The organism is Pseudomonas lactucae (genome assembly GCF_016937615.1).
Taxonomy (GTDB): domain Bacteria; phylum Pseudomonadota; class Gammaproteobacteria; order Pseudomonadales; family Pseudomonadaceae; genus Aquipseudomonas; species Aquipseudomonas lactucae.
The window spans coordinates 16100-39065 of the sequence record NZ_JAFHKI010000034.1; the positions used below are offsets into that span (position 1 = coordinate 16100).

At 60.5% G+C, this 22966-nt stretch carries 24 protein-coding genes and 3 pseudogenes; 14 read left to right on the top strand and 13 right to left on the bottom strand.

Annotation, left to right across the window (positions count from 1 at the left end; translation table 11 throughout):
- Positions 1-7: 7 nt before the first annotated feature.
- On the bottom strand, positions 8-259 hold the full coding sequence (oprI, locus tag JWR98_RS07100; protein ID WP_003172710.1) for an outer membrane lipoprotei OprI: 252 nt from the start codon (positions 257-259) through the stop codon (positions 8-10).
- A gap of 611 nt (positions 260-870) precedes the next feature.
- Between oprI and JWR98_RS07105 the strand changes: the two genes are divergently transcribed.
- The gene (locus JWR98_RS07105; RefSeq protein WP_042944380.1) at positions 871-1152 is read left to right on the top strand and encodes a GNAT family N-acetyltransferase; all 282 of its coding nucleotides are present in this window, start codon (positions 871-873) and stop codon (positions 1150-1152) included.
- 71 nt (positions 1153-1223) lie between these two features.
- On the opposite strand, the gene JWR98_RS07110 is transcribed toward JWR98_RS07105, so the two are convergent.
- Together JWR98_RS07110 and JWR98_RS07115 are read right to left on the bottom strand one after the other, a co-directional pair.
- Entirely contained in the window at positions 1224-2300 is a 1077-nt protein-coding gene (locus JWR98_RS07110) for a 3-deoxy-7-phosphoheptulonate synthase (RefSeq protein ID WP_078732221.1), read from the bottom strand.
- Between the two features lie 131 nt (positions 2301-2431).
- Positions 2432-2866, bottom strand: a complete 435-nt coding sequence (locus JWR98_RS07115; protein ID WP_078732222.1) for a PilZ domain-containing protein — start codon at positions 2864-2866, stop codon at positions 2432-2434.
- Here JWR98_RS07115 and JWR98_RS07120 point away from each other — a divergent pair.
- The 5 genes and pseudogenes from JWR98_RS07120 to cysB all read left to right on the top strand — a co-directional run bounded on the left by JWR98_RS07120 (position 2865) and on the right by cysB (position 6765).
- A complete protein-coding gene (locus tag JWR98_RS07120; protein WP_078732223.1) occupies positions 2865-3251 on the top strand; it encodes a YbbN family protein in 387 nt (128 codons plus the stop codon). The two genes, JWR98_RS07115 and JWR98_RS07120, sit on opposite strands and share 2 nt — an antisense overlap.
- Positions 3248-4201, top strand: coding sequence for a putative 2-dehydropantoate 2-reductase (locus JWR98_RS07125; protein ID WP_078732224.1), 954 nt, complete (start codon positions 3248-3250; stop codon positions 4199-4201). The genes JWR98_RS07120 and JWR98_RS07125 overlap by 4 nt, the downstream gene beginning before the upstream one ends.
- 15 nt (positions 4202-4216) lie before the next feature.
- Positions 4217-5134 carry a 5'-nucleotidase gene (locus JWR98_RS07130; RefSeq protein WP_205489605.1) on the top strand — a complete coding sequence of 306 codons (918 nt, stop codon included), beginning with the start codon at positions 4217-4219 and terminating at the stop codon, positions 5132-5134.
- Between the two features lie 53 nt (positions 5135-5187).
- A pseudogene (locus JWR98_RS07135) lies at positions 5188-5687 on the top strand (universal stress protein).
- A 103-nt stretch (positions 5688-5790) separates the two neighbouring features.
- Positions 5791-6765, top strand: a complete 975-nt coding sequence (gene cysB, locus JWR98_RS07140; protein WP_003172719.1) for an HTH-type transcriptional regulator CysB — start codon at positions 5791-5793, stop codon at positions 6763-6765.
- A 5-nt stretch (positions 6766-6770) separates the two neighbouring features.
- On the opposite strand, the gene JWR98_RS07145 is transcribed toward cysB, so the two are convergent.
- Positions 6771-7253 carry a GreA/GreB family elongation factor gene (locus JWR98_RS07145; RefSeq protein WP_205489606.1) on the bottom strand — a complete coding sequence of 161 codons (483 nt, stop codon included), beginning with the start codon at positions 7251-7253 and terminating at the stop codon, positions 6771-6773.
- A 12-nt stretch (positions 7254-7265) separates the two neighbouring features.
- On the bottom strand, positions 7266-7640 hold the full coding sequence (locus JWR98_RS07150; protein ID WP_078732228.1) for a hypothetical protein: 375 nt from the start codon (positions 7638-7640) through the stop codon (positions 7266-7268).
- A 132-nt stretch (positions 7641-7772) separates the two neighbouring features.
- Between JWR98_RS07150 and earP the strand changes: the two genes are divergently transcribed.
- The gene (gene earP, locus JWR98_RS07155; protein WP_078732229.1) at positions 7773-8906 is read left to right on the top strand and encodes an elongation factor P maturation arginine rhamnosyltransferase EarP; all 1134 of its coding nucleotides are present in this window, start codon (positions 7773-7775) and stop codon (positions 8904-8906) included.
- Between the two features lie 49 nt (positions 8907-8955).
- Entirely contained in the window at positions 8956-9528 is a 573-nt protein-coding gene (locus JWR98_RS07160; RefSeq protein WP_003172723.1) for an elongation factor P, read from the top strand.
- A gap of 63 nt (positions 9529-9591) precedes the next feature.
- On the opposite strand, the gene JWR98_RS07165 is transcribed toward JWR98_RS07160, so the two are convergent.
- The 4 genes and pseudogenes from JWR98_RS07165 to JWR98_RS07180 form a co-directional block, all read right to left on the bottom strand.
- Positions 9592-10608: an alpha/beta hydrolase gene (locus JWR98_RS07165; RefSeq protein ID WP_078732230.1), complete on the bottom strand. Its 1017-nt coding sequence runs from the start codon at positions 10606-10608 to the stop codon at positions 9592-9594.
- A 27-nt stretch (positions 10609-10635) separates the two neighbouring features.
- Positions 10636-11054, bottom strand: a pseudogene (locus JWR98_RS07170) (organic hydroperoxide resistance protein).
- A 175-nt stretch (positions 11055-11229) separates the two neighbouring features.
- Positions 11230-11682 (bottom strand): MarR family winged helix-turn-helix transcriptional regulator, encoded by a 453-nt coding sequence (locus tag JWR98_RS07175; protein WP_078732232.1) that lies wholly within the window; start codon positions 11680-11682, stop codon positions 11230-11232.
- Between the two features lie 79 nt (positions 11683-11761).
- Positions 11762-12712 carry a LysR family transcriptional regulator gene (locus JWR98_RS07180; protein WP_078732311.1) on the bottom strand — a complete coding sequence of 317 codons (951 nt, stop codon included), beginning with the start codon at positions 12710-12712 and terminating at the stop codon, positions 11762-11764.
- Positions 12713-12820: 108 nt separating this feature from the next.
- Between JWR98_RS07180 and JWR98_RS07185 the strand changes: the two are divergent.
- Positions 12821-13569, top strand: a pseudogene (locus tag JWR98_RS07185) (sulfite exporter TauE/SafE family protein).
- On the opposite strand, the gene JWR98_RS07190 reads toward JWR98_RS07185, so the two are convergent.
- Entirely contained in the window at positions 13559-14440 is an 882-nt protein-coding gene (locus tag JWR98_RS07190) for a LysR family transcriptional regulator (protein ID WP_078732233.1), read from the bottom strand. The pseudogene JWR98_RS07185 and the gene JWR98_RS07190 overlap by 11 nt on opposite strands.
- A 70-nt stretch (positions 14441-14510) precedes the next feature.
- Here JWR98_RS07190 and JWR98_RS07195 point away from each other — a divergent pair, with 70 nt between their 5' ends.
- Both JWR98_RS07195 and JWR98_RS07200 read left to right on the top strand, forming a co-directional pair.
- Positions 14511-14717 carry a DUF1127 domain-containing protein gene (locus JWR98_RS07195; RefSeq protein WP_225908620.1) on the top strand — a complete coding sequence of 69 codons (207 nt, stop codon included), beginning with the start codon at positions 14511-14513 and terminating at the stop codon, positions 14715-14717.
- Positions 14718-14762: 45 nt separating this feature from the next.
- On the top strand, positions 14763-15989 hold the full coding sequence (locus tag JWR98_RS07200; RefSeq protein WP_078732235.1) for a winged helix-turn-helix domain-containing protein: 1227 nt from the start codon (positions 14763-14765) through the stop codon (positions 15987-15989).
- Positions 15990-16084: 95 nt separating this feature from the next.
- On the opposite strand, the gene JWR98_RS07205 is transcribed toward JWR98_RS07200, so the two are convergent.
- Positions 16085-17431: a class II 3-deoxy-7-phosphoheptulonate synthase gene (locus JWR98_RS07205; RefSeq protein WP_078732236.1), complete on the bottom strand. Its 1347-nt coding sequence runs from the start codon at positions 17429-17431 to the stop codon at positions 16085-16087.
- Positions 17432-17554: 123 nt separating this feature from the next.
- On the opposite strand from JWR98_RS07205, the gene JWR98_RS07210 reads away from it, so the two are divergent.
- Positions 17555-18310 carry a spermidine synthase gene (locus JWR98_RS07210; protein WP_205489607.1) on the top strand — a complete coding sequence of 252 codons (756 nt, stop codon included), beginning with the start codon at positions 17555-17557 and terminating at the stop codon, positions 18308-18310.
- 115 nt (positions 18311-18425) lie between these two features.
- Here JWR98_RS07210 and JWR98_RS07215 read toward each other — a convergent pair whose 3' ends face one another.
- Positions 18426-19217: a crotonase/enoyl-CoA hydratase family protein gene (locus JWR98_RS07215; RefSeq protein WP_078732238.1), complete on the bottom strand. Its 792-nt coding sequence runs from the start codon at positions 19215-19217 to the stop codon at positions 18426-18428.
- Between the two features lie 422 nt (positions 19218-19639).
- On the opposite strand from JWR98_RS07215, the gene JWR98_RS07220 reads away from it, so the two are divergent.
- Entirely contained in the window at positions 19640-21313 is a 1674-nt protein-coding gene (locus JWR98_RS07220) for a DEAD/DEAH box helicase (RefSeq protein ID WP_003172736.1), read from the top strand.
- Positions 21314-21417: 104 nt separating this feature from the next.
- On the opposite strand, the gene JWR98_RS07225 is transcribed toward JWR98_RS07220, so the two are convergent.
- Positions 21418-22185, bottom strand: coding sequence for a DODA-type extradiol aromatic ring-opening family dioxygenase (locus JWR98_RS07225; RefSeq protein ID WP_078732239.1), 768 nt, complete (start codon positions 22183-22185; stop codon positions 21418-21420).
- A 104-nt stretch (positions 22186-22289) separates the two neighbouring features.
- Here JWR98_RS07225 and JWR98_RS07230 point away from each other — a divergent pair, with 104 nt between their 5' ends.
- Positions 22290-22946 (top strand): thiopurine S-methyltransferase, encoded by a 657-nt coding sequence (locus JWR98_RS07230; RefSeq protein WP_205489613.1) that lies wholly within the window; start codon positions 22290-22292, stop codon positions 22944-22946.
- The last annotated feature ends 20 nt before the right edge of the window (positions 22947-22966 follow it).

Sequence of the window (22966 nt, forward strand, 5' to 3'; positions counted from 1 at the left end):
GGGGTTATTACTTGCGGCTAGCTTTTTCAAGCATGCGCAGAGCGCGCTCGTTAGCTTCGTCAGCAGTCTGTTGTGCTTTTTGAGCAGCAGCCAGAGCTTCATCAGCTTTACGGTAGGCTTCGTCTGCACGGGCCTGGGAGCGAGCTGCTGCGTCTTCAGTTGCAGTCAGACGAGCTTCGGTTTCTTTGGAGACGCTGCTGCAACCGGTAGCCAGAACTGCGGCCAGAGCCAGAGCAGAGAATTTCAGAACGTTGTTCATCGTGTTCCCCTTCAAGGACTTTCTATTAAATGGCTACTTTCTCAGAGTGAGCTAATAGCCGGCGTACATACTACCCATTACTTGTAGTAAGTAAACTGACGTAGCGCAAGAAGCAAAAAAAATTCTCGCGGCGAATCTGTTTTGGCTGACCTTTTGGGGATTTGTATAAAAAGCGTCCAATTTTTTTCGATCGGGCGCAAATGAGACCCAGGCTGAAAGGGCCGGCCCGCATGTGCCAAGCCTTGCAGCTAGATGAAAATTTATATATTCATCTCGACACTTGCGTTGCGTTGCGTGTGGCCTCGCCGGGCATCTTTTACGCATGTAGAGGTGACTTTAAGAGCGCCTGTTCGTCTCAAGGTTCAACAGCCGGCAATGTTCAGGCTTTCGATCCGCGACGGGTCGAGGTCTTTTCTATATCCACCCGTGGCAGAGGATGACGAGTGCGCCTTGAGCAATCGCAGGATTGGTGCCTACTATTCCCTACGTGCAGGTGTGAGCGCTCAAGGTTTTCTCGTTGTCGAAACCGGCACGGGGTGGCGTAGATGTTCCTTCGCCGGAAAAACATCGGTAAGGTAGGGGTCAGAAACCAAGACCCGCAAGGAGTAGTGATGAGCGAGGCGTTGTCCATCCACCATGACCAGGCTGGTCATCAGTTCGAGACCAATGTGGACGGTCATCGTGCCTATCTGACCTATATGGACCTTGGGAAGCAGACCCTGGATATCTATCGGACCTTTGTGCCTAACGCACTGCGGGGCCGTGGCATTGCGGCGGCGTTGACCGAAGCGGCCTTGAAGTTCGCCGAAGAGGCTGGCTACACGGTGATTCCGTCCTGCTCCTATGTCGAGCGCTACATGGAGCGCCACCAGCGCCATGCCGCGAAGCTGTAAGGCATAAAAACAGCAGCATAAAAAACGCCGGGCTCAGCCCGGCGTTTTTGTGTGCGCTGTTACGCTCCGATTCAAGTGCGTTTGCGTTTGGGCAATACGTCCTTGAGCTTGGCGTGCATGCTGCGCAGGGTGTTCTCGGTAGCGGACCAATCGATGCAGGCATCGGTGATCGACACGCCGTACTGCAAGTCGGCCAGATCTTTTGGAATGGCTTGGCAACCCCAGTTCAGGTGGCTTTCGACCATCAGGCCGATGATCGACTGGTTGCCTTCCAGAATCTGGTTGGCGACGTTTTCCATTACCAGCGGTTGCAGGGCCGGGTCCTTGTTGGAGTTGGCGTGGCTGCAATCGACCATGATGTTCGGCTTGATTTTGGCCTTGTTCAGTGCCTGTTCGCACAGGGCCACACTGACCGAGTCATAGTTGGGCTTGCCGTTGCCGCCGCGCAGCACCACGTGACCATAGGCATTGCCTTTGGTGGTGACGATGGAGACGCCGCCTTCCTGGTTGATTCCCAGGAAACGGTGAGGGCTGGAAACCGATTGCAGCGCGTTGATTGCAACCGTCAGGCCGCCGTCGGTGCCGTTCTTGAAGCCCACGGCAGAAGACAGGCCGGACGCCATTTCGCGGTGGGTCTGGGATTCGGTGGTGCGTGCGCCGATGGCCGACCAGCTGATCAGGTCCTGCAGGTACTGCGGGGAGATCGGGTCCAGCGCTTCGGTAGCGGTGGGCAGGCCCATTTCGGCCAGGTCCAGCAGCAGTTTGCGGCCGATGTGCAAGCCGTCCTGGATCTTGAAAGAGTCGTCCAGGTACGGGTCGTTGATCAAACCTTTCCAGCCCACGGTGGTACGCGGCTTCTCGAAATAGACGCGCATCACCAGGTACAAGGTGTCGGCCACTTCAGCCGCCAGCACCTTGAGGCGCTCAGCGTATTCGTGGGCGGCCTTGAGGTCGTGGATCGAGCAGGGGCCGATCACTACAAAAAGGCGGTGGTCGGTGCCGTCGAGAATCTCACGGATGACTTCGCGGCCCTTGGTAACGGTCTGCAAGGCAGCCTCGCTCAAAGGTATTTCGCGCTTGAGCTGATCGGGCGTGATCAGTGTCTCGTTGGATTCGACGTTTAGGTCATTGATCGGTAAATCAGCCATCGTGTTACTCGTCAGGGTCACGGGTGCCGGCCGCCAGCCATCCCCGTGCGGCGGAGCACAGCATGATTTGGATGCAGGGGGGAGGAACCTTAGCGCGTAACACGGGCCCGCGACAATGGGCAAAGCCCGCTTTAATCCCGCGCTGGCTGCACAAACGCCTCATGGGAGAACTCACCGGCATGGCGCGCCACCCACTCGCGGGCCAGGGCTTCGAGTTGCGCAGGGGTGGGGTCGCCCTCTTCGTGCTGGCGGCAGTAGCGCTCTATCCTGCATGCTTGCTCACCCATGCGCGCCCCGAACAGGGCATGCTCATCGGTAAACGAAACCGCGACGCGATAGCCGTCTTCCACCTTGCGACACCACGCCACGTAGCCCGGATAACGCGCGTTGGCACCCAGCGAGGGAATGTGCAGATCAACGGCGGTGCCCTGGCGCCAGGCACGCGGGCAATTGCAGGCGACGCCGCCCAGGCCGATAGTGTGCAGGCGTTGGCGGGGAATGGCGGGGGAAGGACGTTGGATCAACAGCGCGGCGACATCATCAGGGTGAGGTAAAAAACGACCCATGTACACGGACTCCGAGCACCGTCCAGTCGACGGCGGTGGCAGCAGTATAGTGAAGGAACTGGAATTGACCGATCTGGATATTGACCAGCAATTGCTGGGATTGCCAGGGATTTCGCTGGTGGTGTTCGCAAGCGAAGGGTGTTCCAGTTGCCGTTGGGCACGCCAGCAATTGCCGGGTTGGCGCTTGCCGGTGGACCGTGTGTGCTGGGTGGATGCCGGGCACAACGGTGGCGCGGTCGAACGCTACCAAATCTTTCATTTGCCCGCGTTGTTCGTGGTGTGCGAGGGTCAGTTCCTCGGGCAATTACAGACACGTCTTACACTTTCTGACCTGACCAGCGCGGTGAATCAAGCGCTGACCCGCACTCCTGAGGACTTGCCATGACCGCTCCATCGCCACGTATTGGGATTATCGGCACCGGCGCCATTGGTGGTTTCTACGGCGTGATGCTGGCGCGTGCCGGGTTCGACGTGCACTTCCTGTTGCGCAGCGAGTACGCGGCGGTCAGCCAGCATGGTCTGCGTGTCAACAGCAACGTGCATGGCCAGTTGCACTTGCAGCCGGTACAGGCGTATGCGAGCGCTGCCGATATGCCGCCCTGCGACTGGCTGCTGGTGGGCACCAAGTCCACGGGTAACGTGGAGCTGGCGCCGACACTTGCCCAGGTCGCCGCGCCGGATGCCAAGGTGGTGTTACTGCAGAACGGCCTGGACGTTGAAGACAGCCTGCGCGAACACCTGCCGACGTCACTGCATCTGCTGGGCGGGCTGTGCTATATCGGTGTGCACCGCTCCGGCCCCGGTGTTGTCGAGCACCAGGCGCTGGGGCGCGTCAACCTGGGCTACCACAGCGGTTCGGCGGCCAACGACGAACACCTTCAAAAATCCATCGTCGAAGCCGGTGCCGCGTTGTTTCACCAGGCCGGCATCGAGTCCCAGGCCATGGCCAATGTGCATCAGGCGCGCTGGCACAAGCTGGTGTGGAACGTGCCCTTCAATGGCCTCTCTGTCTTGCTGGGCAGCGGCACCACAGCGTTGATGGCGGACGAATCCAGCCGCGAACTGATCCAGGCGCTGATGGCCGAAGTGGTGCAGGGCGCTCACGCCTGCGGCCATGAGATTCCCGCCAGTTACGCTGGGCAGATGTTCACCATGACTGAATCCATGGACGACTACCTGCCGAGCATGTACCACGACCACGTGCACAAACGCCCATTGGAGCTGGCGGCGATCTACGCGCGTCCGCTGGCCGCTGCCAAGGCCGCCGGTTGCGAGTTGCCGCGGATGCGGGCGCTGTACCAGGCCTTGAGCTTTATTGATCGGCACAACCGCTGAGTCGGGGGACACATCATGGCAAAGGGATTGGGCGACAAACTGGTACTGGCGATTTCATCGCGAGCGCTGTTCGACCTGAGCGACAGCCACAAGGTCTATCTGGCCCAAGGGGTTGAGGCTTATCGCCAATACCAGATCGAACACGAGGAAGAAATCCTTGAGCCTGGTGACGCCTTCCCGTTGGCCAAAAAGCTGCTGAGCCTTAACGCCAGCCTGGGCCGGGCGCGTGTCGAGGTGGTGTTGGTGTCACGCAACAGCGCAGACACGGGCCTGCGCGTGTTCAACTCGATCCAGCATTACGGCCTGGATATTTCCCGCGCCGCTTTCGTAGGCGGGCGTAGTCCTTATCCTTATTTAGCCGCGTTTGGCTGCCACCTGTTTCTGTCGACCCATGCCGAGGATGTGCGCAGCGCCCTCGATGCCGGCTTTGCCGCCGCGACGATATTGTCGGGCGGTGCGCGCCGGGCCTGCAGCGAGGAACTGCGGATTGCCTTCGACGGCGACGCGGTTCTGTTCTCCGATGAGTCGGAACGCGTGTACCAGGCCGGTGGCCTGGAGGCGTTCCAGGCGAGCGAGCGCGAGTCGGCGCGTCAGCCATTGCACGGCGGGCCGTTCAAAGGCTTCCTGGCGGCGCTCAATTTGTTGCAGCGTGAGTTTCCTGATGAGGCCTGTCCGATCCGTACCGCGCTGGTCACGGCACGGTCGGCGCCGTCCCATGAACGGGTGATTCGCACCTTGCGCGAGTGGGATATCCGCCTGGATGAATCGTTGTTTCTCGGGGGGTTGGAAAAATCCGCGTTCCTCGAAGCTTTTGCCGCCGATGTGTTTTTCGACGACCAGGCCGGTCATTGCGAGAAGGCCAGGGAAGTGGTGGCCACCGGACATGTCCCCCATGGCATCAGTAACGAGGTGCGGATTCAGGTCGTGCCTTAAGGGCGCTGCTAAGCTCATTCAATCTCCTCCAGCCTGGCAGTCCAGGAGGTTTTATGATTCGCTCGATGCTGTATGCCACGGACCTCGGTCCGTACGCGCCTTATGTGATGCAGCATGCATTGGCGCTGGCGCGAACCTTCAAGGCGGATCTATATGTCATTCATGTGGTCGAGCCCATCGGGCTGTTCGCCGAATCGGTGTTGCAGAGCTACCTTGATGAGAAAGCCTTGAGTGAGTGGCAAGCCCAGGGGGTGACGGCGGTGATGGCGACCATCGAACAGCGTGTGCTGGACAGTTTTCGCGAAGAGTTAGCGGATGGGGAGCAGGATCTGCAGTTGATCCGGTCGGTCAGGGTGATTCAGGGCGATCCGTGCGAGGTGATCCTCGAGCAGTTGCGCAAGCTGTCCGTCGATCTGTTGATCGTTGCAGTCACAGCCACGCAACGGCGGCCGCTACGCCGCTGGGACGCACCGCTGCACGGGTGCTGCAGCTGTCCAGTGTGCCGGTTTACCTGGTGCCGTCGCTACAACGTCGACGCAGTGATGACGTGTGAATGGTAGAAAGGATAAAAAGTTCTAGATTTATCCGTCTGACCTTTAATATAGTTATATACCGTCGCTGATACCCGTGGCGTCTATCTGCTTTGAGGGATACATATGAAGCTCCAACAATTGCGCTACATCTGGGAGGTGGCGCACCACGATCTCAACGTTTCCGCTACCGCTCAAAGCCTGTACACCTCGCAACCCGGTATCAGCAAGCAGATCCGCCTGCTCGAAGACGAGCTGGGTGTCGAAGTGTTCGCCCGCAGCGGCAAGCACCTGACCCGCGTGACCCCGGCCGGTGAGCGCATCATCACCACCGCCGGCGAGATCCTGCGTAAGGTCGAAAGCATCAAGCAGATCGCCCAGGAGTTCTCCAACGAGAAAAAGGGCACCCTGTCGATCGCAACCACGCACACCCAGGCGCGTTATGCATTGCCCCCGGTGATCCGTGACTTCATCAAGCAATACCCGGATGTGGCCCTGCACATGCACCAGGGTTCGCCGATGCAGATTGCCGAAATGGCGGCTGACGGCACCGTCGATTTCGCCATCGCCACCGAAGCCCTTGAGCTGTTCGGCGACCTGGTGATGATGCCTTGCTACCGCTGGAACCGTTGCGTGGTGGTGCCTCAGGGGCACCCGTTGGCCAAGCTGCCGAAGCTGACCCTGGAAGCCCTGGCTGAATACCCGATCGTCACCTATGTGTTCGGTTTTACCGGCCGTTCCAAGCTCGACGAAGCCTTCAGCCATCGCGGCCTCACGCCGAAAGTGGTGTTTACCGCCGCCGACGCCGACGTGATCAAGACCTATGTGCGCCTGGGCCTGGGCGTGGGGATCGTCGCCAAGATGGCGGTCGACACTCAGCTCGACAAAGACCTGGTGGTGCTCGATGCCAGCGAGCTGTTCGAGTCCAGCGTGACCAAGATCGGCTTCCGTCGTGGCACATTCCTGCGTGGCTTCATGTGCGATTTCATCGAGAAGTTCGCGCCGCACCTGACCCGCGAAGTCATGGCCAAGGCGATCCAGTGCCACAACAAGCAGGAACTGGAAGAGTTGTTTGACGGCGTTGAACTGCCGATCCACTGAGTGGCTCAGCGGGCCTCGGTGACCGTGAAGTGTTGCCGGGCGCCCGCCACCAGAATCTCCACCTCATCATCGATGCACTTGCCCAGCAGGTTCTTGCCCAAGGGTGAGCGCGGGGTGATGACCGTCACCGGTTGCCCGACCACGTCCACCTTCAAGCCCGCCGCGTCCGGTGCCAGGAACAGCCACTGCTGGCGACCGTTTTCGTCTTCCAGGCCCATGAGCGTGCCGATTTCTATCCCGCGTCGCTCATCGTAGGTGCGCAGTTGCAGGTTCTGACACAGCGCCAACGCCTGCTTGATCTCCTCGACCCGCTTGGCCTGGCCGGCCGCCAGGTAGGAGGCCTCCAGCCCCAGGGTGTCGTATTTGTTTTCGGCGATGTTCTCTTCGTGGGTCGCGGTTTCGTAAGCGGTCTGCGCGGCGCGCTGGGCGATGCAGAGGTCGGTGGTGAGCTTTTCCAGAATCAACTGGTGAACGGCGTGTTTATTCATGGCTGTGCTTGATCATTCGCAGAATTGCAGGACATTTGCCCGGCTTTTTTCATTCGGCGCGTTCTGGTCCTGTTGCAGCCAGAACTGGCATTTTGGGTTGGACAGGTTACGTGCGTTGCTGCGTGCCTGGTCGAGAGTTTGCTGCTGTTCCTGTTTTTGCAGATTCTGTTGGTATTGCTCGAACATGCGGTTGGGCGGCTCCGGCGCCGGTGCCGTCGCGGCCGGCTTGCCTAGCTGTTGCACGGCTTGCGCCACGGGGGCCAGGCTCTGCGGGAACAGGTAGCGCGTGGCCAGCCAGGCGGTCAACGCAATGGCGATAAACCCCAGCCACAAGCCAAAAGCCACAGCGGCACTGAGCTTGAACAGCGACAACGGACGTTCGGACATGATGGCCTCCTGGCAGGCATTGACGGCGTGGCGACGATTGTCGCACAGCCAGAGGGCAGAATAATCGTGATCAAGCCTTCTGCATCAGCGCATTTATGCGGACAATCGAGCCTTTGAGTGTTGGAGCCCGGAATGAAAGCCCGCTGGGATATTTTTTGCAGCGTCGTCGACAACTACGGCGACATCGGCGTGACCTGGCGCCTGGCCCGTCAGTTGGTGGCGGAGCAAGGATGCGAGGTGCGTTTGTGGGTCGATGATCTGCGTGCGTTCGAACGCATGTGCCCGCAGATCGATGTGCAGGCGGCGCAGCAGTGGCAGGAGGGCGTCGATGTGCGCCATTGGCCCGCCGAGTGGGCCGGCGCGCCTTCTGCGGACGTAGTCATCGCGGCGTTTGCCTGCCAGTTGCCGCCTGGCTATATGGACACCATGGCCGAACGCGAGCGTGCGCCACTGTGGATGAACCTGGATTACCTCAGTGCCGAAGACTGGGTGGTGGGCTGTCATCGGCTGCCATCGGTAAAGTACAAGGGCGTGCAGAAGTACTTCTTTTTCCCTGGTTTTCGTCCTGGGACGGGCGGCCTGTTGCGTGAAGCGGGATTACTGGAGCAGCGTCAGGCTTTTCAACAGGATGCGGTTGCGCAGCGGCAATTCCTGCAAAGCCTCGGGGTATTTCCGGCAGATGGTGCGCGATTATTCTCCCTGTTTGCTTACGAAAACGCCGGGCTCGCCAGTTGGCTGGATGTATTAGCGACGGACGGGCGTGCCACTCATCTGTTGGTGCCGGAAGGGCGCATCCTCGGTGACGTTCAGCGTTGGCTCGGTGCAGAGGGGCTGACAGCGGGGGATGTGCACCGACGTGACGCCCTGACCGTGCAGGTGCTGCCATTCGTGCGTCAGGAGCAGTATGACCATTTGCTGTGGTGCTGCGACTTCAATGCCGTGCGTGGTGAGGACTCGTTCGTGCGCGCCCAGTGGGCCGGGCGGCCATTGTTGTGGCACATCTATCGCCAGGACGAAGACATCCATCTGGACAAGCTCGACGCTTTCCTGGCGCTGTACACCGCGGCTTTGTCGCCGGCGGCCAAGGCTGCGCTGGTTGCGCTCTGGCAAGCCTGGAACACCGAGGATGATATGGCGCAGCCATGGAAAATGCTGCTGGAGCACTGGCCGGAAGTGAGTCTGCACGCCCAAACCTGGTGTCTGGAACAGGGCTTGCAGGCCGATCTTGCGACGGCGCTGGTACAGTTTTATGAAAGTTGGATATGATACGCCACCTTGAATTTTGTAAATCCCATCCAAATTTCGGATATATGCAATGAAAACTGGTAAAGAACTGAAACCCGGTACAGTGATCCGTCTTGAAAACGACCCTTGGCTGGTTCAGAAAGCTGAGTTCACCAAGTCTGGTCGTAACAGCGCAATCATGAAGACCAAGCTGAAGAACCTGCTGACCGGTTACAAGACCGAGATCGTCTACAGCGCCGACGACAAACTGGACGATGTGATCCTCGACCGCAAAGAAGCGACCCTGTCCTTCATCAGCGGCGACACCTACACGTTCATGGACACCACTGACTACACCATGTACGAACTGAACGCTGAAGACATCGAAGCCGTTCTGCCGTTCATCGAAGAAGGCATGGAAGACGTCTGCGAAGCTATTTTCTTCGAAGAGCGCCTGGTTTCCGTAGAACTGCCGACCACTATCGTGCGTAAGGTTGCCTACACCGAAGGTTCCGCTCGCGGTGACACTTCGGGCAAAGTGATGAAGCCAGCCAAGCTGAGCAACGGTACCGAGCTGCAAGTGGCCGATTTCATCGAAATCGACGACCTGATCGAGATCGACACCCGCGAAGGCGGTTCGTACAAAGGTCGCGCCAAGAAGTAATTCTGGCCCTGCCGTACGAAGCAAAAACCCGACCATGAGTCGGGTTTTTTATGAGCGCAGGTTTTACTTCAGGTGTTGCTTGAGCTCAGCCGACGCTTGCAGCATTGCTGAACGCACCGCCGGCACCTGGCTGACCACGTTGAGCAAACCGTAGTCGTGGATCATGCCGTTGTAGCGCACCGCGGTCACCGGCACACCGGCCGCATCCAGCTGGCGGGCATAGGCTTCACCTTCATCACGCAGCACGTCGGCACCGGCGGTCTGCACCAGTGCGGGCGGCAGGCCCTTGAGTTGTTCAGTGGTGGCCCGCAGCGGCGAGGCGTAGATCTCGGCGCGTTGCTTGGCATCGGTGGTGTAGTTGTCCCAGAACCACTTCATCATGTTCCTGGTGAGGAAGTGCCCTTCGGCGTATTGGTTGTAGGACCCCGTGTCGAAGTTGGCGTCGGTCACCGGCCACAACAGCAGTTGGAACTTGATTGCCGGCGTGCCTTTGTCCTTGGCCATCAGGCTGACCACGGCCGCCATGTTGCCGCCGACGCTGTTGCCCGCGACCGCCAGGCGCTTGCCATCAACGTTGATCTCTTTGCCATGCTCGGCCACCCATTTGGTTGCGCCGTAGGCCTGGTTGATCGCCACCGGGTAGTGCGCTTCAGGGGACGGTGTGTAATTGACAAACACTGCCACCGCTCCTGAACCCGCCACCAGATCGCGTACCAGACGCTCATGCGTAGGGTAATCCCCAAGCACCCAGCCGCCGCCGTGGAAGAACATGAACACTGGCAATGTGCCCTTGACCCCGGCCGGACGCACGATCGTCAGGTCCAGCGGCTTGCCGTCGACCTGGATGGTCTTCTGGCTCACATCGGCCTTGGGCAGCGTCAGCTTCACACCGGCCTGGGCGCCGGTCAGCACCGCACGGGCGTCTTTAGGCGCCAGCTGTTCGATCGGCTTGCCCGTGCCAGCGTTCAGCACATCCAGGAACGCCTGGGTGTTGTGTTCAACATCGCCGCTGGCGGCGAAGGCGTGAGTGACGGACAGGGTGAGCAGGGTACCGGTGAGCGCTTTGGCAAAGGTGTTCATGATCTTCTCCTGGGCTGGCAGAGTTGGTTAGACGGCTACGTGCAGACGCACATCGACGTTGCACGCGTGGCGTTGGAGTACGGGCACACTTGGTGAGCGGCGTCGACCAGGCTTTGCGCCTCATCCTGGGCCAAGCCTGGCAGGCTGATGTGCAGGTCGATGTCCAGGCCGAAACCGCCGGGGATCTGGCCGATGCCAACGTGGGCAGTGATCGAGGCGTCGTCCGGGATTTTGCGTTTGGTCTGGCTGGCGACGAATTTCAGTGCACCGATGAAGCAGGCCGAGTAACCGGCGGCGAACAATTGTTCCGGGTTGGTGGCCTGGCCGCCGGCGCCGCCCAGTTCCTTCGGCGTGGAAAGTTTGACGTCGAGGATGTGATCGCTGGAAACAGCACGACCATCACGGCCGCCGGTGGCGGTGGCTACTGCGGTATAGAGCGTTTGCATGGGGTTTTCCTCTTGGGTTGTTTGCGCTAAATGTTTGCGCGCTAAGCAGTTGGTGAGGTGAATGTATAGCGCTAACATTTTGCGCGCAAGATAAATTTATAAATATTTTTTCTGGGCACCCTAAACCAATGTGGGAGGGGGCTTGCTCCCACATGTTTGAGTGCTTTATTGCCTGTTAGAGGGTGCTTTGCAGGTTGTTGCGCAGGGTAATCAACTCAGCCTGCAGTTTGCGCAGTTGGTCCAGCTCCAACCCGCTGGCGCCGAGGATGCAGTGGGGAATGTTCATGGCCTTGTCCTGCAGAGCGCGGCCGGCGTCGGTCAATTCCACCACGACCACGCGCTCGTCTTCACGGCTGCGGGTGCGGCTGAGCAGGCCTTCAACCTCTAAGCGTTTGAGCAAAGGTGTCAGGGAGCCCGGATCGGTCAGCAGGCGGCTGCTGATTTCGCCGACGGTCAAACCGTCCTCTTCCCACAGCACCATCATGGCCAGGTACTGCGGGTAGGTCAGGCCGAGGGCTTGCAGCAGGGGCTTGTAGACTTTGGTCATCAGCAGCGAGGTGGAGTGCAGGGCGAAGCACAGTTGGTTGTCCAGCATCAGGTTTTCGCAGGGATCAGGGTTCTTGCTCATGGCGGGGCCTTTAAAAAACGTGTCTGGCCTGGAATCTAGCGGGCAAATGTTTAATGCGCTAGATAATTCTGGCGAATGGTCAGACCAGGCCGCTTTGCAGGGCCAGGTCCCATGGCGGTACCGGGCTGAATCGGGATTTCAGGTATTCCAGCAGCAAGCGGCTGCGTGCATTGGGCTGCTGTTCCAAGCGCAGGGCATAGATGCCGGTGGTTTCCGGGCTGGGCAGACCGTCTTCGCAAAACAGCGGCAGCAATTCGCCACGCACCAGGTACTCGCTGGCCAGCCAGGTGGGCAAGTGGGCGATACCCAGTCCGGCCAGGGCGCCGCAGAGCAGGGCTTCGGCATTGTTGGCGCTCATGCGGATGCGCTGCGGGCGGTATGTGGCGCGGCGTCCGTCCATTTCAAAGCGCCAGGCGAACATCGGCGCCAGGCCATCCCAATCCAGGCCGTCATGGTCGCTCAATTCGCGGGGGTGGGTCGGTGTGCCTCGGCTTTTCAGGTAGGCCGGGCTGGCGCAGGCGATGCGCACGATGCTGGCCAGGGGCGTGGCGATCAGCCGGGTATCGACGATGTGCCCGGCACGCAGCACCAGGTCGACCTTGCCCAGGTGCGCGCCCTGCATGTCCACAAAGCTGTCGATCAGGTGCAGGTGCACATCCAGCCCCGGGTACACATTCAAAAAGTCCGCAATTACCGGCGCCAGGTGTCGCCGACCAAACGCCGCCGGTGCGTCCACACGAATCAGCCCCTCCGGTGCATGGCTCAGGGACACCGCTTCAGCGCGCGCCAGCTGCAACTCGCTGACAATCCGCCGCGCGCGCTCGGCAAACGCCAGGCCTGCCGGGGTCGGCAGCACCGCATGGGTACTGCGCTGGAACAGGCGGCTGCCCACCGAACTTTCCAGGCTGTCGATACGCCGCGCCACCGCCGAAGGCGTCAACGGATGGCGGCGTGCGGCGGCGGAAAAACTGCCGGTTTCCAGTACATCGAGAAACAGGCTCAGCTGATCGGTCAGGAGATTAGGGTTCATGCGGGCGCGCTTATGCAAGATTGGCACAGCCATTGTGCGTTGCTGTGCCTTTGCGCGCCAGAGCCGACTGCGTAGCATGCAAGGCCTGGGTTCATGGAGTAATGAGTGGTGTTGGATTTAGTGATGTACCTGGTATTGGGCGCGGCCTTGGGCACGGTGGGCGGGCTGTTCGGCATCGGCGGTGGGCTGATTGCCATCCCGGTGCTCGGTGTCCTGTTCGGCCTGGATCAGCAGATCGCCCAGGGCACGGCGCTGGTGATGGTGGTGCCGAACGTGATGCTGGCCCTGTGGCGCTACCACCAGCGCAACCGGATTGAACTGCGCCATGCATTGCCGCTGGGGCTGATGGGCTTCACCTTTGCCTGGCTCGGTTCGATCTGGGCGGTGGGGCTGGATGCCGGCGCGATGCGTATTGGCTTTATTGTCTTTCTGGTGGCGCTGTCGACCTACAACCTGGTGCGCATGTTCACGCGCAATGCGCCGCCGACGGCACAAATGCGCTATTCCTGGCCTTGGTTGGGGGTGTTGGGCGCGGCGTCCGGCTCCATGGGCGGTTTGTTTGGCGTCGGCGCGCGGTGGTCGCGACGCCAGTGCTGACCAGTATTTTCGGCACCACCCAAGTGGTCGCCCAAGGCTTGTCCCTGGCCCTGGCGCTGCCCAGTACCGGTGTGACGTTGGTGACCTATGCCTGGCACCACGAAGTCGACTGGATGATCGGCATCCCCCTGGCGGTCGGCGGCCTGCTCAGCATCAGTTGGGGCGTGAAAGTCGCCCATGCGCTGCCGGAGCGTCTGTTGCGCGGCCTTTTCTGCGGCTTCCTGGTGGTCTGCGCGGTGATGCTCACCTTCAAAGTTTGAAGCCTTCGATAATGTACTCGGCCAGGCATTCGGTGATGGGCGAGGCCATCGCCGGGTTGCGTAGCAGGCGCAGGTTCATCGAGGGCAATGGCGGAAAACCTTCGTTGCTGCCGAGTATCCGCAAGTCTTCGGTCACCAGGCTTTCCATGCTGGCCATGACCGCGAGTCCGGCGCCGACCACGCTCTGAATCGCCGCACAATTGGAGCTGTGATAGGCCAGGCGGTAGTCGAGCCCGGCCGCCTCCAATGCCGTTTGGGTCCACTGGGTACCGAAGCAATCGGTCCCCGAAACGGCTAAAGGCACGACCTGGTGCTCATCCACGCAAAAACTCTGCGCTGCCGCCCATACCAAGCGCTCAGTGCGCAACAGTTCTCCAATGTCATCGCCGGGCTGGCGGCTGATCACGGTCAAGGCCAAATCCCTGCGTTGCATTAAAACTTGCGACGACTCGCAGTGCATCTCGATCTGGATCAGCGGATAAGCCTTGGAAAACCGTTTGAGAATCCCAGGAAGAAAGCGCATCACGTAGTCGTCCGGTGTGCCGATGCGCACCAGCCCGACCATATGCGGCTCTCGGAGGGTGTTGAACACTTCGCTATGCAGTTTCAGGATGCGCCGCGCGTACCCGAGCAACACCTGGCCCTCGGGCGTCAGCCGCACCTGCCGGCCGTCGCGCTCGAATAACTTGCGCTGCAGCACGTCTTCTTCCAGGCGCTTCATCTGCATGCTCACCGCCGATTGCGTGCGGTTGACCTGTTTGCCGGCGCGGGTAAAACCGCCCTGATCGGCGATGGCGACGAAGGTGCGCAGCACTTCGGTGTCGATACTCGGGTAGCTGGACAATTGATCAATCCTTGAGATGTATCGCATAAGAAACATTCGTTGGATTGATCATAGAGCCAGGCACACACTTTCGTCATCCCCAAGGGAGGGCGAGAAGATGAAAGGTCAAAAAGGTTTTGTACTGATGGCGAAACGGCCACTTGCCGGGCTGTTCCACACGTTTATGCGCTGGCAGACGCTGCACCGCGAGCGCCAGACGCTGGCGAGTATGAACGACGACGCGCTCAAGGACATCGGCCTGAGCCGGGCCGATGTAGAGCAGGAAAATCATCGGCATTTCTGGGAAGACCCGCTGCGAAAATAGTCCGGGATGCAGTAGGGTAGGACGCGAGCACTCAAGGAGATGTCCATGCCCGCCGAACTGTCCTTTTCCCTCAAGCAGGCTCGACGCATGGCGCTGGCGGCCCAGGGTTTTTCCGGGCGCCAGGCGCCTGCCCAGATCAAGGCCGCGCACCTCAACCGTTTGATCGGGCGTTTGGGTGTGTTGCAGATCGACTCGGTCAACGCGGTGGTGCGATCCCATTACCTGCCGCTGTTTTCGCGACTGGGCAATTATTCCCCATTGATGCTTGAGCAGGCGGCCTGGAGCCAGGGGCGGCGGCGTACCTTGTTTGAATACTGGGGCCATGAGGCTTCTCTGCTGCCGATGGCGTTGTATCCGTTGATGCGTTGGCGCATGCAGCGGGCGCAGCAGGGCCAGGGCATCTATGCGCAGATGGCGCGTTTTGGGCGCGAGCAGCAAGCCACCATTCAACGTGTTTTAGCGATCGTCGAGCGGCAGGGCGCGCTGGGCGCAGGCAGTTTGTCGACACGCGAAGAGCGCGCCGGGCCCTGGTGGGATTGGAGTGAGGAGAAGCACGCGCTGGAATGGTTGTTCGCTGCGGGCCTGGTCACCGTCGCGGGGCGACGCGGGTTCGAACGGCTTTACGATTTGCCCGAACGTGTCATCCCGGGCGAGATCCTTCAACAGGCTTCTCTGACGGAAGCCGAGGCCCAGCGCGGCCTGCTGCTGCACAGCGCGACGGCCCTGGGCGTGGGCACCGAAAAAGACCTGCGCGACTATTTCCGCCTGGACCCTACCGACAGCCGCGGCCGTTTGGCCGAATTGGTCGAAGACGGTCAGTTGCTGGTGTGTCGAGTGCAAGGCTGGAAGCAACTGGCGTATTGCCTGCCCGAACCGAAGGTGCCGCGCAACGTGCCGGCCAGTGCCTTGCTGTCACCATTCGATTCGTTGATTTGGGAGCGCAGCCGCACCGAGCGGTTGTTTGATTTCCGTTACCGGCTGGAGATCTATACCCCGCAACACAAACGGGTGTACGGCTACTACGTGCTACCGTTCTTGCATAACGAGCGCATTGCCGCACGGATCGACCTGCGTGCCGAACGCGCCAACGGACGCCTGGCGGTGCATGCGGTACACGAAGAAGAACCGGGGCTGGATGAGGAAGGCATGTTGGCGCTGGCGCTGAACTTGCGGCAAATGGCCGCCTGGCTGGGGCTGGAGCAGGTCCAGCTCAATTGCCAAAGCCCGAGTGCTGCCCGGTTAAGAAGGGCGATGATCCATATCGGGCTTTAGGGTCTCATCGCGCAAGCCCGGCTCCCACAGGGGAGTACATTCCAAATGTGGGAGGGGGCTTGCCCGCGATGGCGTCAGTTCAGTCGGCTAGCATCTCAGCGCTTGACCTGCTTCAAGGTCTCGGCAATCAGAAACGCCAGCTCCAGGGATTGATCGGCATTCATCCGAGGGTCGCAATGGGTGTGGTAGCGGTCCGACAATCCGTCTTCGGTGATCGGCCGCGCGCCGCCGATGCATTCGGTGACATTCTGCCCGGTCATCTCGATATGGATCCCGCCGGCATAGGTGCCTTCGGCCTGGTGCACCTGGAAGAAGTCCTTCACTTCCCCCAGGATTTGCGCGAAGTCGCGTGTTTTGTAACCGCTGCTGGCCTTGATGGTGTTGCCGTGCATGGGGTCCGAACTCCACAGCACCTGTTTGCCTTCGCGTTGCACGGCGCGGATCAGCTCCGGTAAGTGATCGCCGACCTTGCCTGCGCCCATTCGCGCGATCAGGTTGAGACGGCCTGGGTCGTTGTCCGGGTTGAGGATATCGATCAAACGGATCAGGTTATCCGGGTTCATGCTCGGGCCGACCTTTACGCCAATCGGGTTGTTCACTCCGCGCAGGAACTCCACGTGAGCGCCGTCCAACTGACGGGTACGGTCGCCGATCCACAGCATATGGGCCGAGCAGTCGTAGTAGTCGTTGGTCAGGCTGTCGCGGCGCACGAAGGCTTCTTCGTAGTTCAGCAGCAGCGCTTCGTGGGCGGTGAAGAAGCTGGTTTCGCGCAGTTGCGGCGAGCTGTCCATGCCGCAGGCACGCATGAATGCCAGGGTTTCATCGATGCGGTTGGCCAGCTGGCTGTATTTTTCAGCCAGGGCAGAGTTGGCGATAAAGTCCAGGTTCCACTTGTGTACCTGGTGTAAATCGGCAAAACCGCCCTGGGCAAAGGCGCGCAGCAAGTTGAGCGTGGCGGTGGACTGGTGGTAGGACTGCAGCAGGCGGTCCGGGTCCGGCACGCGGCTTTTTTCGTCAAAGCCGATACCGTTGACGATATCGCCACGGTAGGCGGGCAGGGTGATGCCATCGATGGTCTCATCGTTGGCCGAGCGCGGCTTGGCGAACTGGCCGGCCATGCGCCCGACTTTCACCACCGGGCACCCGGCGGCGAAGGTCATGACAATCGCCATCTGCAGCAGCACTTTGAAGGTGTCGCGGATCTTTGCCGCGGAGAACTCGGCAAAGCTCTCGGCGCAGTCGCCGCCTTGCAACAGGAAGGCGCGACCCTGGGTGACCTCGGCAAACTGACGGCGCAACTCGCGGGCTTCCCCGGCAAACACCAGCGGCGGATAGCTGGCCAGGCTCTGTTCCACCTGCAGCAGGTGTGCAGCGTCCGGGTACTGGGGTTGTTGCTGGATTGGCAGGGCGCGCCAGCTGTCGGGGCTCCAGGGTTGGCTCATCATGAACTCGATTGGCTGATTGACGGTCGGGTGCCAATGTTATCAGCAATTAGTGCGTGACCTGTTGCCGCCGGTTGGCCGACAATCGCGCTTTTGCATGCAGCAGCCCCGTTAGGAGTAGTGATGACAGAGGAGCGTGTCGAGCGCCTGCTGGCCGAGGTCCATGATGATTTCGGCATGATCCGCGTGCTCGAAGTGGCCGATTACCGATTTCTCGAATTTGGCGACGCCATTGAGCAAAGCTGTGTGTTCACCGCTGATCCGAGCTGGCTGGAGTACGACTACACCCGTGCGATGCTGATCGGTGCGTTGTGCCACGATCAGCCGGAGAGCGCATTGTTCCTCGGGTTGGGCGCCGGCACGCTGACCCAGGCCTGCCTGAAGTTCCTGGCGTTGGAAGACGTCGAGGCCATCGAACTGCGCCCCGAGGTGCCGCGCCTGGCCATTGAGTTCATGGGGTTGGATGACGATCCGCGGCTGTACATCCGCATCGGCGACGCTCTGGAGTTGTTGGAGACTGCTGAACCGGCCGATCTGATTTTTGTCGACCTGTATACCGATGTCGGCCCCGGCGTCGGGCACCTGGCCTGGACCTTCCTGGAAAACTGCCAGAAAAAACTCAACCCCGGCGGCTGGCTGGTGATCAACCAGTGGGCCACCGACGATGGCAAACCCTTGGGTGCTGCGTTGCTGCGTGGGTTGTACCACCGGCATTACTGGGAACTGCCGGTGAAGGAGGGCAATGTGATTCTGCTGGTGCCCTCGGAGCTGGATCAGGAGTTGGACCTTGCTGCGCTCACGGCCCGCGCCGAGGCGCTGGCGCCGCGTTTGGGGTATTCGTTGCAGGCGTTGATCAAGGCGATTCGGCCGGCTACTTAGTCGTCTGTACCGACGCTATCGGGGAAGCCCCCTCCCACATTTGTACGCGCACATCCTTTGGAATGCGGTCGAATGTGGGAGGGGGCTTGCCCCCGATAGCGGCCGTACTGCCACCTCAAATCCCCTTGAACACCCCCGGCCGCTTCTCGACCATCGCCCGCACCCCTTCCTTGGCATCTTCGCTGTTAAACAATTTATCCACCATCGGCGGCAACGCTGCTGCCGCTACGGTCTCGCCTTCCATGCGCGCCAAACGCGCCGACATCAACGTAGCCTGCACGCCCAGTGGGGCCTGGCGCGCGATACGTCTCGCCAGTTCGATGGCGCGCGGCAGCAGGTCCTCGCTGGCCATCACTTCCTGCACCAACCCCAGGCGCAGGGCTTCATGGGCGTCGAACTCATCGCCGGTGAGCAGCCAGCGCATCGCATTGCCCCAACCGGCGATCTGATGAAAGCGCAATGTCGCGCCGCCAAACGGAAAAATCCCACGCTGCACTTCCATTTGCGCAAAGCGCGTATTGCTCGCGCAGAGGTTGATATCCGCCGCCAGCATCAATTCGATACCGAGGGTCAAGCAGTAACCCTGGGCGGCGACGATCACCGGTTTGCTCACGCGAGGGCCGGCGAATACGCCCCACGGATCGCAGCCGCCCAGCGGGGGTTGCCAGCCGCCGGCCATCACGGCGCTGACATTGGCCAGGTCCAGGCCGGCGGTGAAGTGGTCGCCGTGGGCAAATACCACGGCGACCCGCGCCTGGTCATTTCGATCAAATTCGCCATAGGCCAGGCTCAGCTCGTTGAGCAGACCCAGGTCAAAAGCGTTGCGCTTGGCCACCCGGTCCAGGCCCAACAGCAGGACATGACCCTTGAGTTCACGGCTGACACGGCTGCTGCTGGCTTGATTCATCGGGTGTGCCCTCGGGCGCAGGGAAGGGTTTCGGACCAAAGGTCTTCAGGGTTGGGTGAACCGTTTAAGCGTTATGACCAACAGGGCCGGGCCTCTGAAAAATAGACCCTGGCGGGATTATCTGCAAAGACTCTGACGCAGCACGGTTTATCGGCGCTTTCGGATAAAAAAAGCTCCCTTTTTCAGCTATTTCCGGTATAGTGCGCGCCGGCCTTTAACCGGGCCGCGTTTAGGTAGCGCAATTCCCCGAAGTCAGCTTCGGCTGCACGTCCGCACAGCGGACTCTTCCTTGACGAATCTTTTTCATTCATTCGTTTTCGCAAATCCCCGCCGACAAAGCAGCCAGGGCGACTCTTGAGTCTCAACACGGCATGCGCAGCTTTGGAGCATGGGTCTTTGCGGATGCACTTAGAGGCAGACCCATGACCCAGGAAACCGGCGGCTTCGCCGCTTTTAATCTTAACCCGAACATTCTTGCTGCCGTCATTGCGACCGGCTACGAAGAACCTTCGGCGATTCAGCAGCAATCGATCCCGATCATCATGGCCGGCCAGGACATGATCGGCCAGGCGCAGACCGGTACCGGTAAAACCGCCGCGTTCGCCCTGCCTATCCTGCACTGCATCGATCCTGCCAAGCGCGAGCCGCAAGCCCTGATCCTGGCGCCAACCCGTGAATTGGCGCTGCAAGTAGCAACCGCTTTCGAAACCTACGCCAAGCAAATGCCAGGCGTAACCGTTGTGGCCGTTTACGGCGGCGCGCCTATGGGCCCACAACTGAAAGCCATCCGTAACGGCGCACAGATCGTTGTCGCCACCCCGGGCCGTCTGTGCGACCACCTGCGTCGTGACGAAAAAGTCCTGTCGACCGTGAACCACCTGGTGCTCGACGAAGCTGACGAAATGCTCAAGCTGGGCTTTATGGATGACCTGGAAGTCATCTTCAAGGCACTGCCACCGACCCGTCAGACCGTACTGTTCTCGGCGACCCTGCCACAGTCGATCCGTGCCATTGCCGAACGCCACCTGCGCGATCCGCAACACGTGAAGATCCAGACCAAGACCCAGACCGTTACCGCGATCGAACAGGCTCACCTGTTGGTTCACGCTGACCAGAAGACCTCGGCTGTATTGAGCCTGCTGGAAGTCGAAGACTTCGATGCCCTGATCATGTTCGTGCGCACCAAGCAAGCGACCCTGGACCTAGCCAGTGCCCTGGAAGCCAAAGGCTACAAAGCCGCTGCGCTGAACGGTGACATTGCCCAGAACCAACGTGAACGCGTAATCGACTCGCTCAAGGATGGCCGTCTGGACATCGTTGTGGCGACCGACGTTGCCGCCCGTGGTCTCGACGTTCCACGTATCACCCACGTGTTCAACGTCGACATGCCTTACGATCCGGAATCCTACGTTCACCGTATCGGCCGTACTGGCCGTGCCGGTCGCGAAGGTCGTGCACTGCTGCTGGTGACTCCGCGCGAGCGCCGCATGCTGCAAGTGATCGAGCGTGTAACCGGTCAGAAAGTGGCCGAAGTCCGCCTGCCGGATGCCCAGGCCGTTCTCGATGCCCGCATCAAGAAACTGACCAACAGCCTGGCACCACTGGTGGCTGACGCTGAATCGACCCACGGCGACCTGCTGGACCGCCTGACCGCCGATATCGGTTGCACCCCGCGTGCCCTGGCTGCAGCCCTGCTGCGCAAGGCCACCAACGGTCAAGCCCTGACCCTGGCAGCCATCGAGAAAGAGCGTCCACTGGTACCGAACAACGCGCCACGCGGTGATCGTCCAGAGCGTTCCGGCGACCGTCCAGACCGTGGTGATCGTGAGCGTCGTGCTCCGGTTCCATTGGCTGAAGGCCGTGCTCGTTGCCGTACCGCGCTGGGCGCGCGTGATGGCATTGCCGCCAAGAACCTGCTGGGCGCTATCCTCAATGAGGGTGGCCTGGCCCGTGAAGCCATCGGTCGCATCCAGGTGCGTGACAGCTTCTCGCTGGTGGAGCTGCCGGAAGACGGTCTGGAAAAACTGCTGACCAAGCTCAAAGACACACGCGTTGCCGGTAAGCAGTTGAAGCTGCGTCGTTACCGCGAAGATTGATCCGCCCTTGGGCTGATTGATCGCACATAAAAAATCCCCGACTGGTTCGGGGATTTTTTTGCGTGAAAGTTCTGTACCAGCGTCCGCCCCCCCGTCGATCGGTGTCAGCCAAAGCGATAGATGTCCATGCCCAGGGCGCCCAGCGTGAAGCCTTGATGCGCCACGCTGAAATCACCGCCTGCGCCGCGCGCAAAGTACAGCGGCAACAGATGCTCATCGCTGGGATGGTTGCGTACCGCATTCGGCGCCTGGCGACGATAGTCATGCAGCGCGGTTTCATCATCGGCCGCCAGCTTATCCACCACCCAATCGCGAAAATCTCGTGCCCAGGGCTGGATACTCTCAGGCCCGGCATGCCAGTCCAGCTCCCTCAGGTTATGGGTGATGCTGCCCGAGCCGACCAGTAGCACGCCTTGCTCGCGCAGGCTGGCCAGTGCGTGCCCGACTCGGGTTTGCAGGGCAGGGCCCATGCGGCTCGGCAGGGACACCTGTACCACCGGAATATCCGCCGCAGGGTACATCAGCGACAGCGGCACCCAAGTACCATGATCGAAGGGGCGGGTACTATCGATGCGGGCATTCAGGCCATCGGCGTGCAGCATATCGACAATTTCGCCCGCCAGTTGCGGGTCCCCCGGCGCCGGATATTGCACGGCGAACAGCTCCCGGGGGAAGCCGCCGAAGTCGTGCCAGGTCTCGGGCGCGGCGCTGGCGCTGACCAACAGTTCCTGGCTTTCCCAATGGGCCGACACCACCACAATCGCCCGTGGCCGGGGCAGTTCTGCAGCCAAGCGCCGCAGCGCCGGACCGCTGTCGCCTGGCTGCAGGGCGAGCATGGGCGAACCGTGTGAGATAAACAGGCTGGGGAGCATAAAGGTGTCCTGAGGGTTAATATGAGGCCATCTTCAATCAGATCATTGATCTAAATCTAATATAAGTTTTAGTGCTGTTTGATCGAATTTACGGAGGCGATTCCATGGAGCCCAAGTTTTGGCAGGAGCGCTGGGCGCGCAATCAGATCGGCTTCCACTTGCCCGAGGTCAATCCTTACCTGCAAAAGCATTGGCCCGCACTGGCCGTGGAGGAGGGCGCCAAGGTGCTGGTGCCGCTGTGTGGCAAAAGCCTGGACCTGATGTGGCTCGCCAGCCAGTGCCATCGCGTGCTGGGTGTGGAATTGTCGGAACAGGCGGTTGAAACCTTCTTTGACGAGCAGAACCTGACGCCGCGAATCACCCGGCGGGGTGAGTTCAAGGTGTATCAGGCTGATGCCATCGAGGTGTGGTGCGGTGATTTCTTTGCCTTGGACGCGCAGGCGCTGGCTGACTGCACTGCACTCTACGACCGTGCTGCGCTGATCGCCTTGCCGCCGCTGATGCGGGCGCAGTATGCCGAGCATTTGAACGTCGTGCTGCGGCCCGGTTGTCAGGGCCTGTTGATCACCCTGGACTACGACCAGACGCAAAAGGCCGGCCCACCCTTTGCCGTCACCGATGAAGAGGTGCATATGCTGCTTGGCGAGCATTGGTCATTGGAGGTGTTGGAGCAGCAGGACATCCTTGGTGAGAGCTGGAAGTTCTTGCAGGATGGCGTTACGCGCCTTGAAGAGCGCGCTTACCGGCTCGTCAGGTACTGAAAGGCGCGTTGTTCATACCG

What these genes read in the sequence shown, in the direction of transcription:
- oprI (WP_003172710.1), bottom strand. Translation starts at nt 259, where the DNA reads ATGAACAACGTTCTGAAATTCTCTGCTCTGGCTCTGGCCGCAGTTCTG.
- JWR98_RS07105 (WP_042944380.1), top strand. Translation starts at nt 871, where the DNA reads ATGAGCGAGGCGTTGTCCATCCACCATGACCAGGCTGGTCATCAGTTC.
- JWR98_RS07110 (WP_078732221.1), bottom strand. Translation starts at nt 2,300, where the DNA reads ATGGCTGATTTACCGATCAATGACCTAAACGTCGAATCCAACGAGACA.
- JWR98_RS07120 (WP_078732223.1), top strand. Translation starts at nt 2,865, where the DNA reads ATGTACACGGACTCCGAGCACCGTCCAGTCGACGGCGGTGGCAGCAGT.
- JWR98_RS07115 (WP_078732222.1), bottom strand. Translation starts at nt 2,866, where the DNA reads ATGGGTCGTTTTTTACCTCACCCTGATGATGTCGCCGCGCTGTTGATC.
- JWR98_RS07125 (WP_078732224.1), top strand. Translation starts at nt 3,248, where the DNA reads ATGACCGCTCCATCGCCACGTATTGGGATTATCGGCACCGGCGCCATT.
- JWR98_RS07130 (WP_205489605.1), top strand. Translation starts at nt 4,217, where the DNA reads ATGGCAAAGGGATTGGGCGACAAACTGGTACTGGCGATTTCATCGCGA.
- cysB (WP_003172719.1), top strand. Translation starts at nt 5,791, where the DNA reads ATGAAGCTCCAACAATTGCGCTACATCTGGGAGGTGGCGCACCACGAT.
- JWR98_RS07145 (WP_205489606.1), bottom strand. Translation starts at nt 7,253, where the DNA reads ATGAATAAACACGCCGTTCACCAGTTGATTCTGGAAAAGCTCACCACC.
- JWR98_RS07150 (WP_078732228.1), bottom strand. Translation starts at nt 7,640, where the DNA reads ATGTCCGAACGTCCGTTGTCGCTGTTCAAGCTCAGTGCCGCTGTGGCT.
- earP (WP_078732229.1), top strand. Translation starts at nt 7,773, where the DNA reads ATGAAAGCCCGCTGGGATATTTTTTGCAGCGTCGTCGACAACTACGGC.
- JWR98_RS07160 (WP_003172723.1), top strand. Translation starts at nt 8,956, where the DNA reads ATGAAAACTGGTAAAGAACTGAAACCCGGTACAGTGATCCGTCTTGAA.
- JWR98_RS07165 (WP_078732230.1), bottom strand. Translation starts at nt 10,608, where the DNA reads ATGAACACCTTTGCCAAAGCGCTCACCGGTACCCTGCTCACCCTGTCC.
- JWR98_RS07175 (WP_078732232.1), bottom strand. Translation starts at nt 11,682, where the DNA reads ATGAGCAAGAACCCTGATCCCTGCGAAAACCTGATGCTGGACAACCAA.
- JWR98_RS07180 (WP_078732311.1), bottom strand. Translation starts at nt 12,712, where the DNA reads ATGAACCCTAATCTCCTGACCGATCAGCTGAGCCTGTTTCTCGATGTA.
- JWR98_RS07190 (WP_078732233.1), bottom strand. Translation starts at nt 14,440, where the DNA reads ATGCGATACATCTCAAGGATTGATCAATTGTCCAGCTACCCGAGTATC.
- JWR98_RS07195 (WP_225908620.1), top strand. Translation starts at nt 14,511, where the DNA reads ATGAAAGGTCAAAAAGGTTTTGTACTGATGGCGAAACGGCCACTTGCC.
- JWR98_RS07200 (WP_078732235.1), top strand. Translation starts at nt 14,763, where the DNA reads ATGCCCGCCGAACTGTCCTTTTCCCTCAAGCAGGCTCGACGCATGGCG.
- JWR98_RS07205 (WP_078732236.1), bottom strand. Translation starts at nt 17,431, where the DNA reads ATGAGCCAACCCTGGAGCCCCGACAGCTGGCGCGCCCTGCCAATCCAG.
- JWR98_RS07210 (WP_205489607.1), top strand. Translation starts at nt 17,555, where the DNA reads ATGACAGAGGAGCGTGTCGAGCGCCTGCTGGCCGAGGTCCATGATGAT.
- JWR98_RS07215 (WP_078732238.1), bottom strand. Translation starts at nt 19,217, where the DNA reads ATGAATCAAGCCAGCAGCAGCCGTGTCAGCCGTGAACTCAAGGGTCAT.
- JWR98_RS07220 (WP_003172736.1), top strand. Translation starts at nt 19,640, where the DNA reads ATGACCCAGGAAACCGGCGGCTTCGCCGCTTTTAATCTTAACCCGAAC.
- JWR98_RS07225 (WP_078732239.1), bottom strand. Translation starts at nt 22,185, where the DNA reads ATGCTCCCCAGCCTGTTTATCTCACACGGTTCGCCCATGCTCGCCCTG.
- JWR98_RS07230 (WP_205489613.1), top strand. Translation starts at nt 22,290, where the DNA reads ATGGAGCCCAAGTTTTGGCAGGAGCGCTGGGCGCGCAATCAGATCGGC.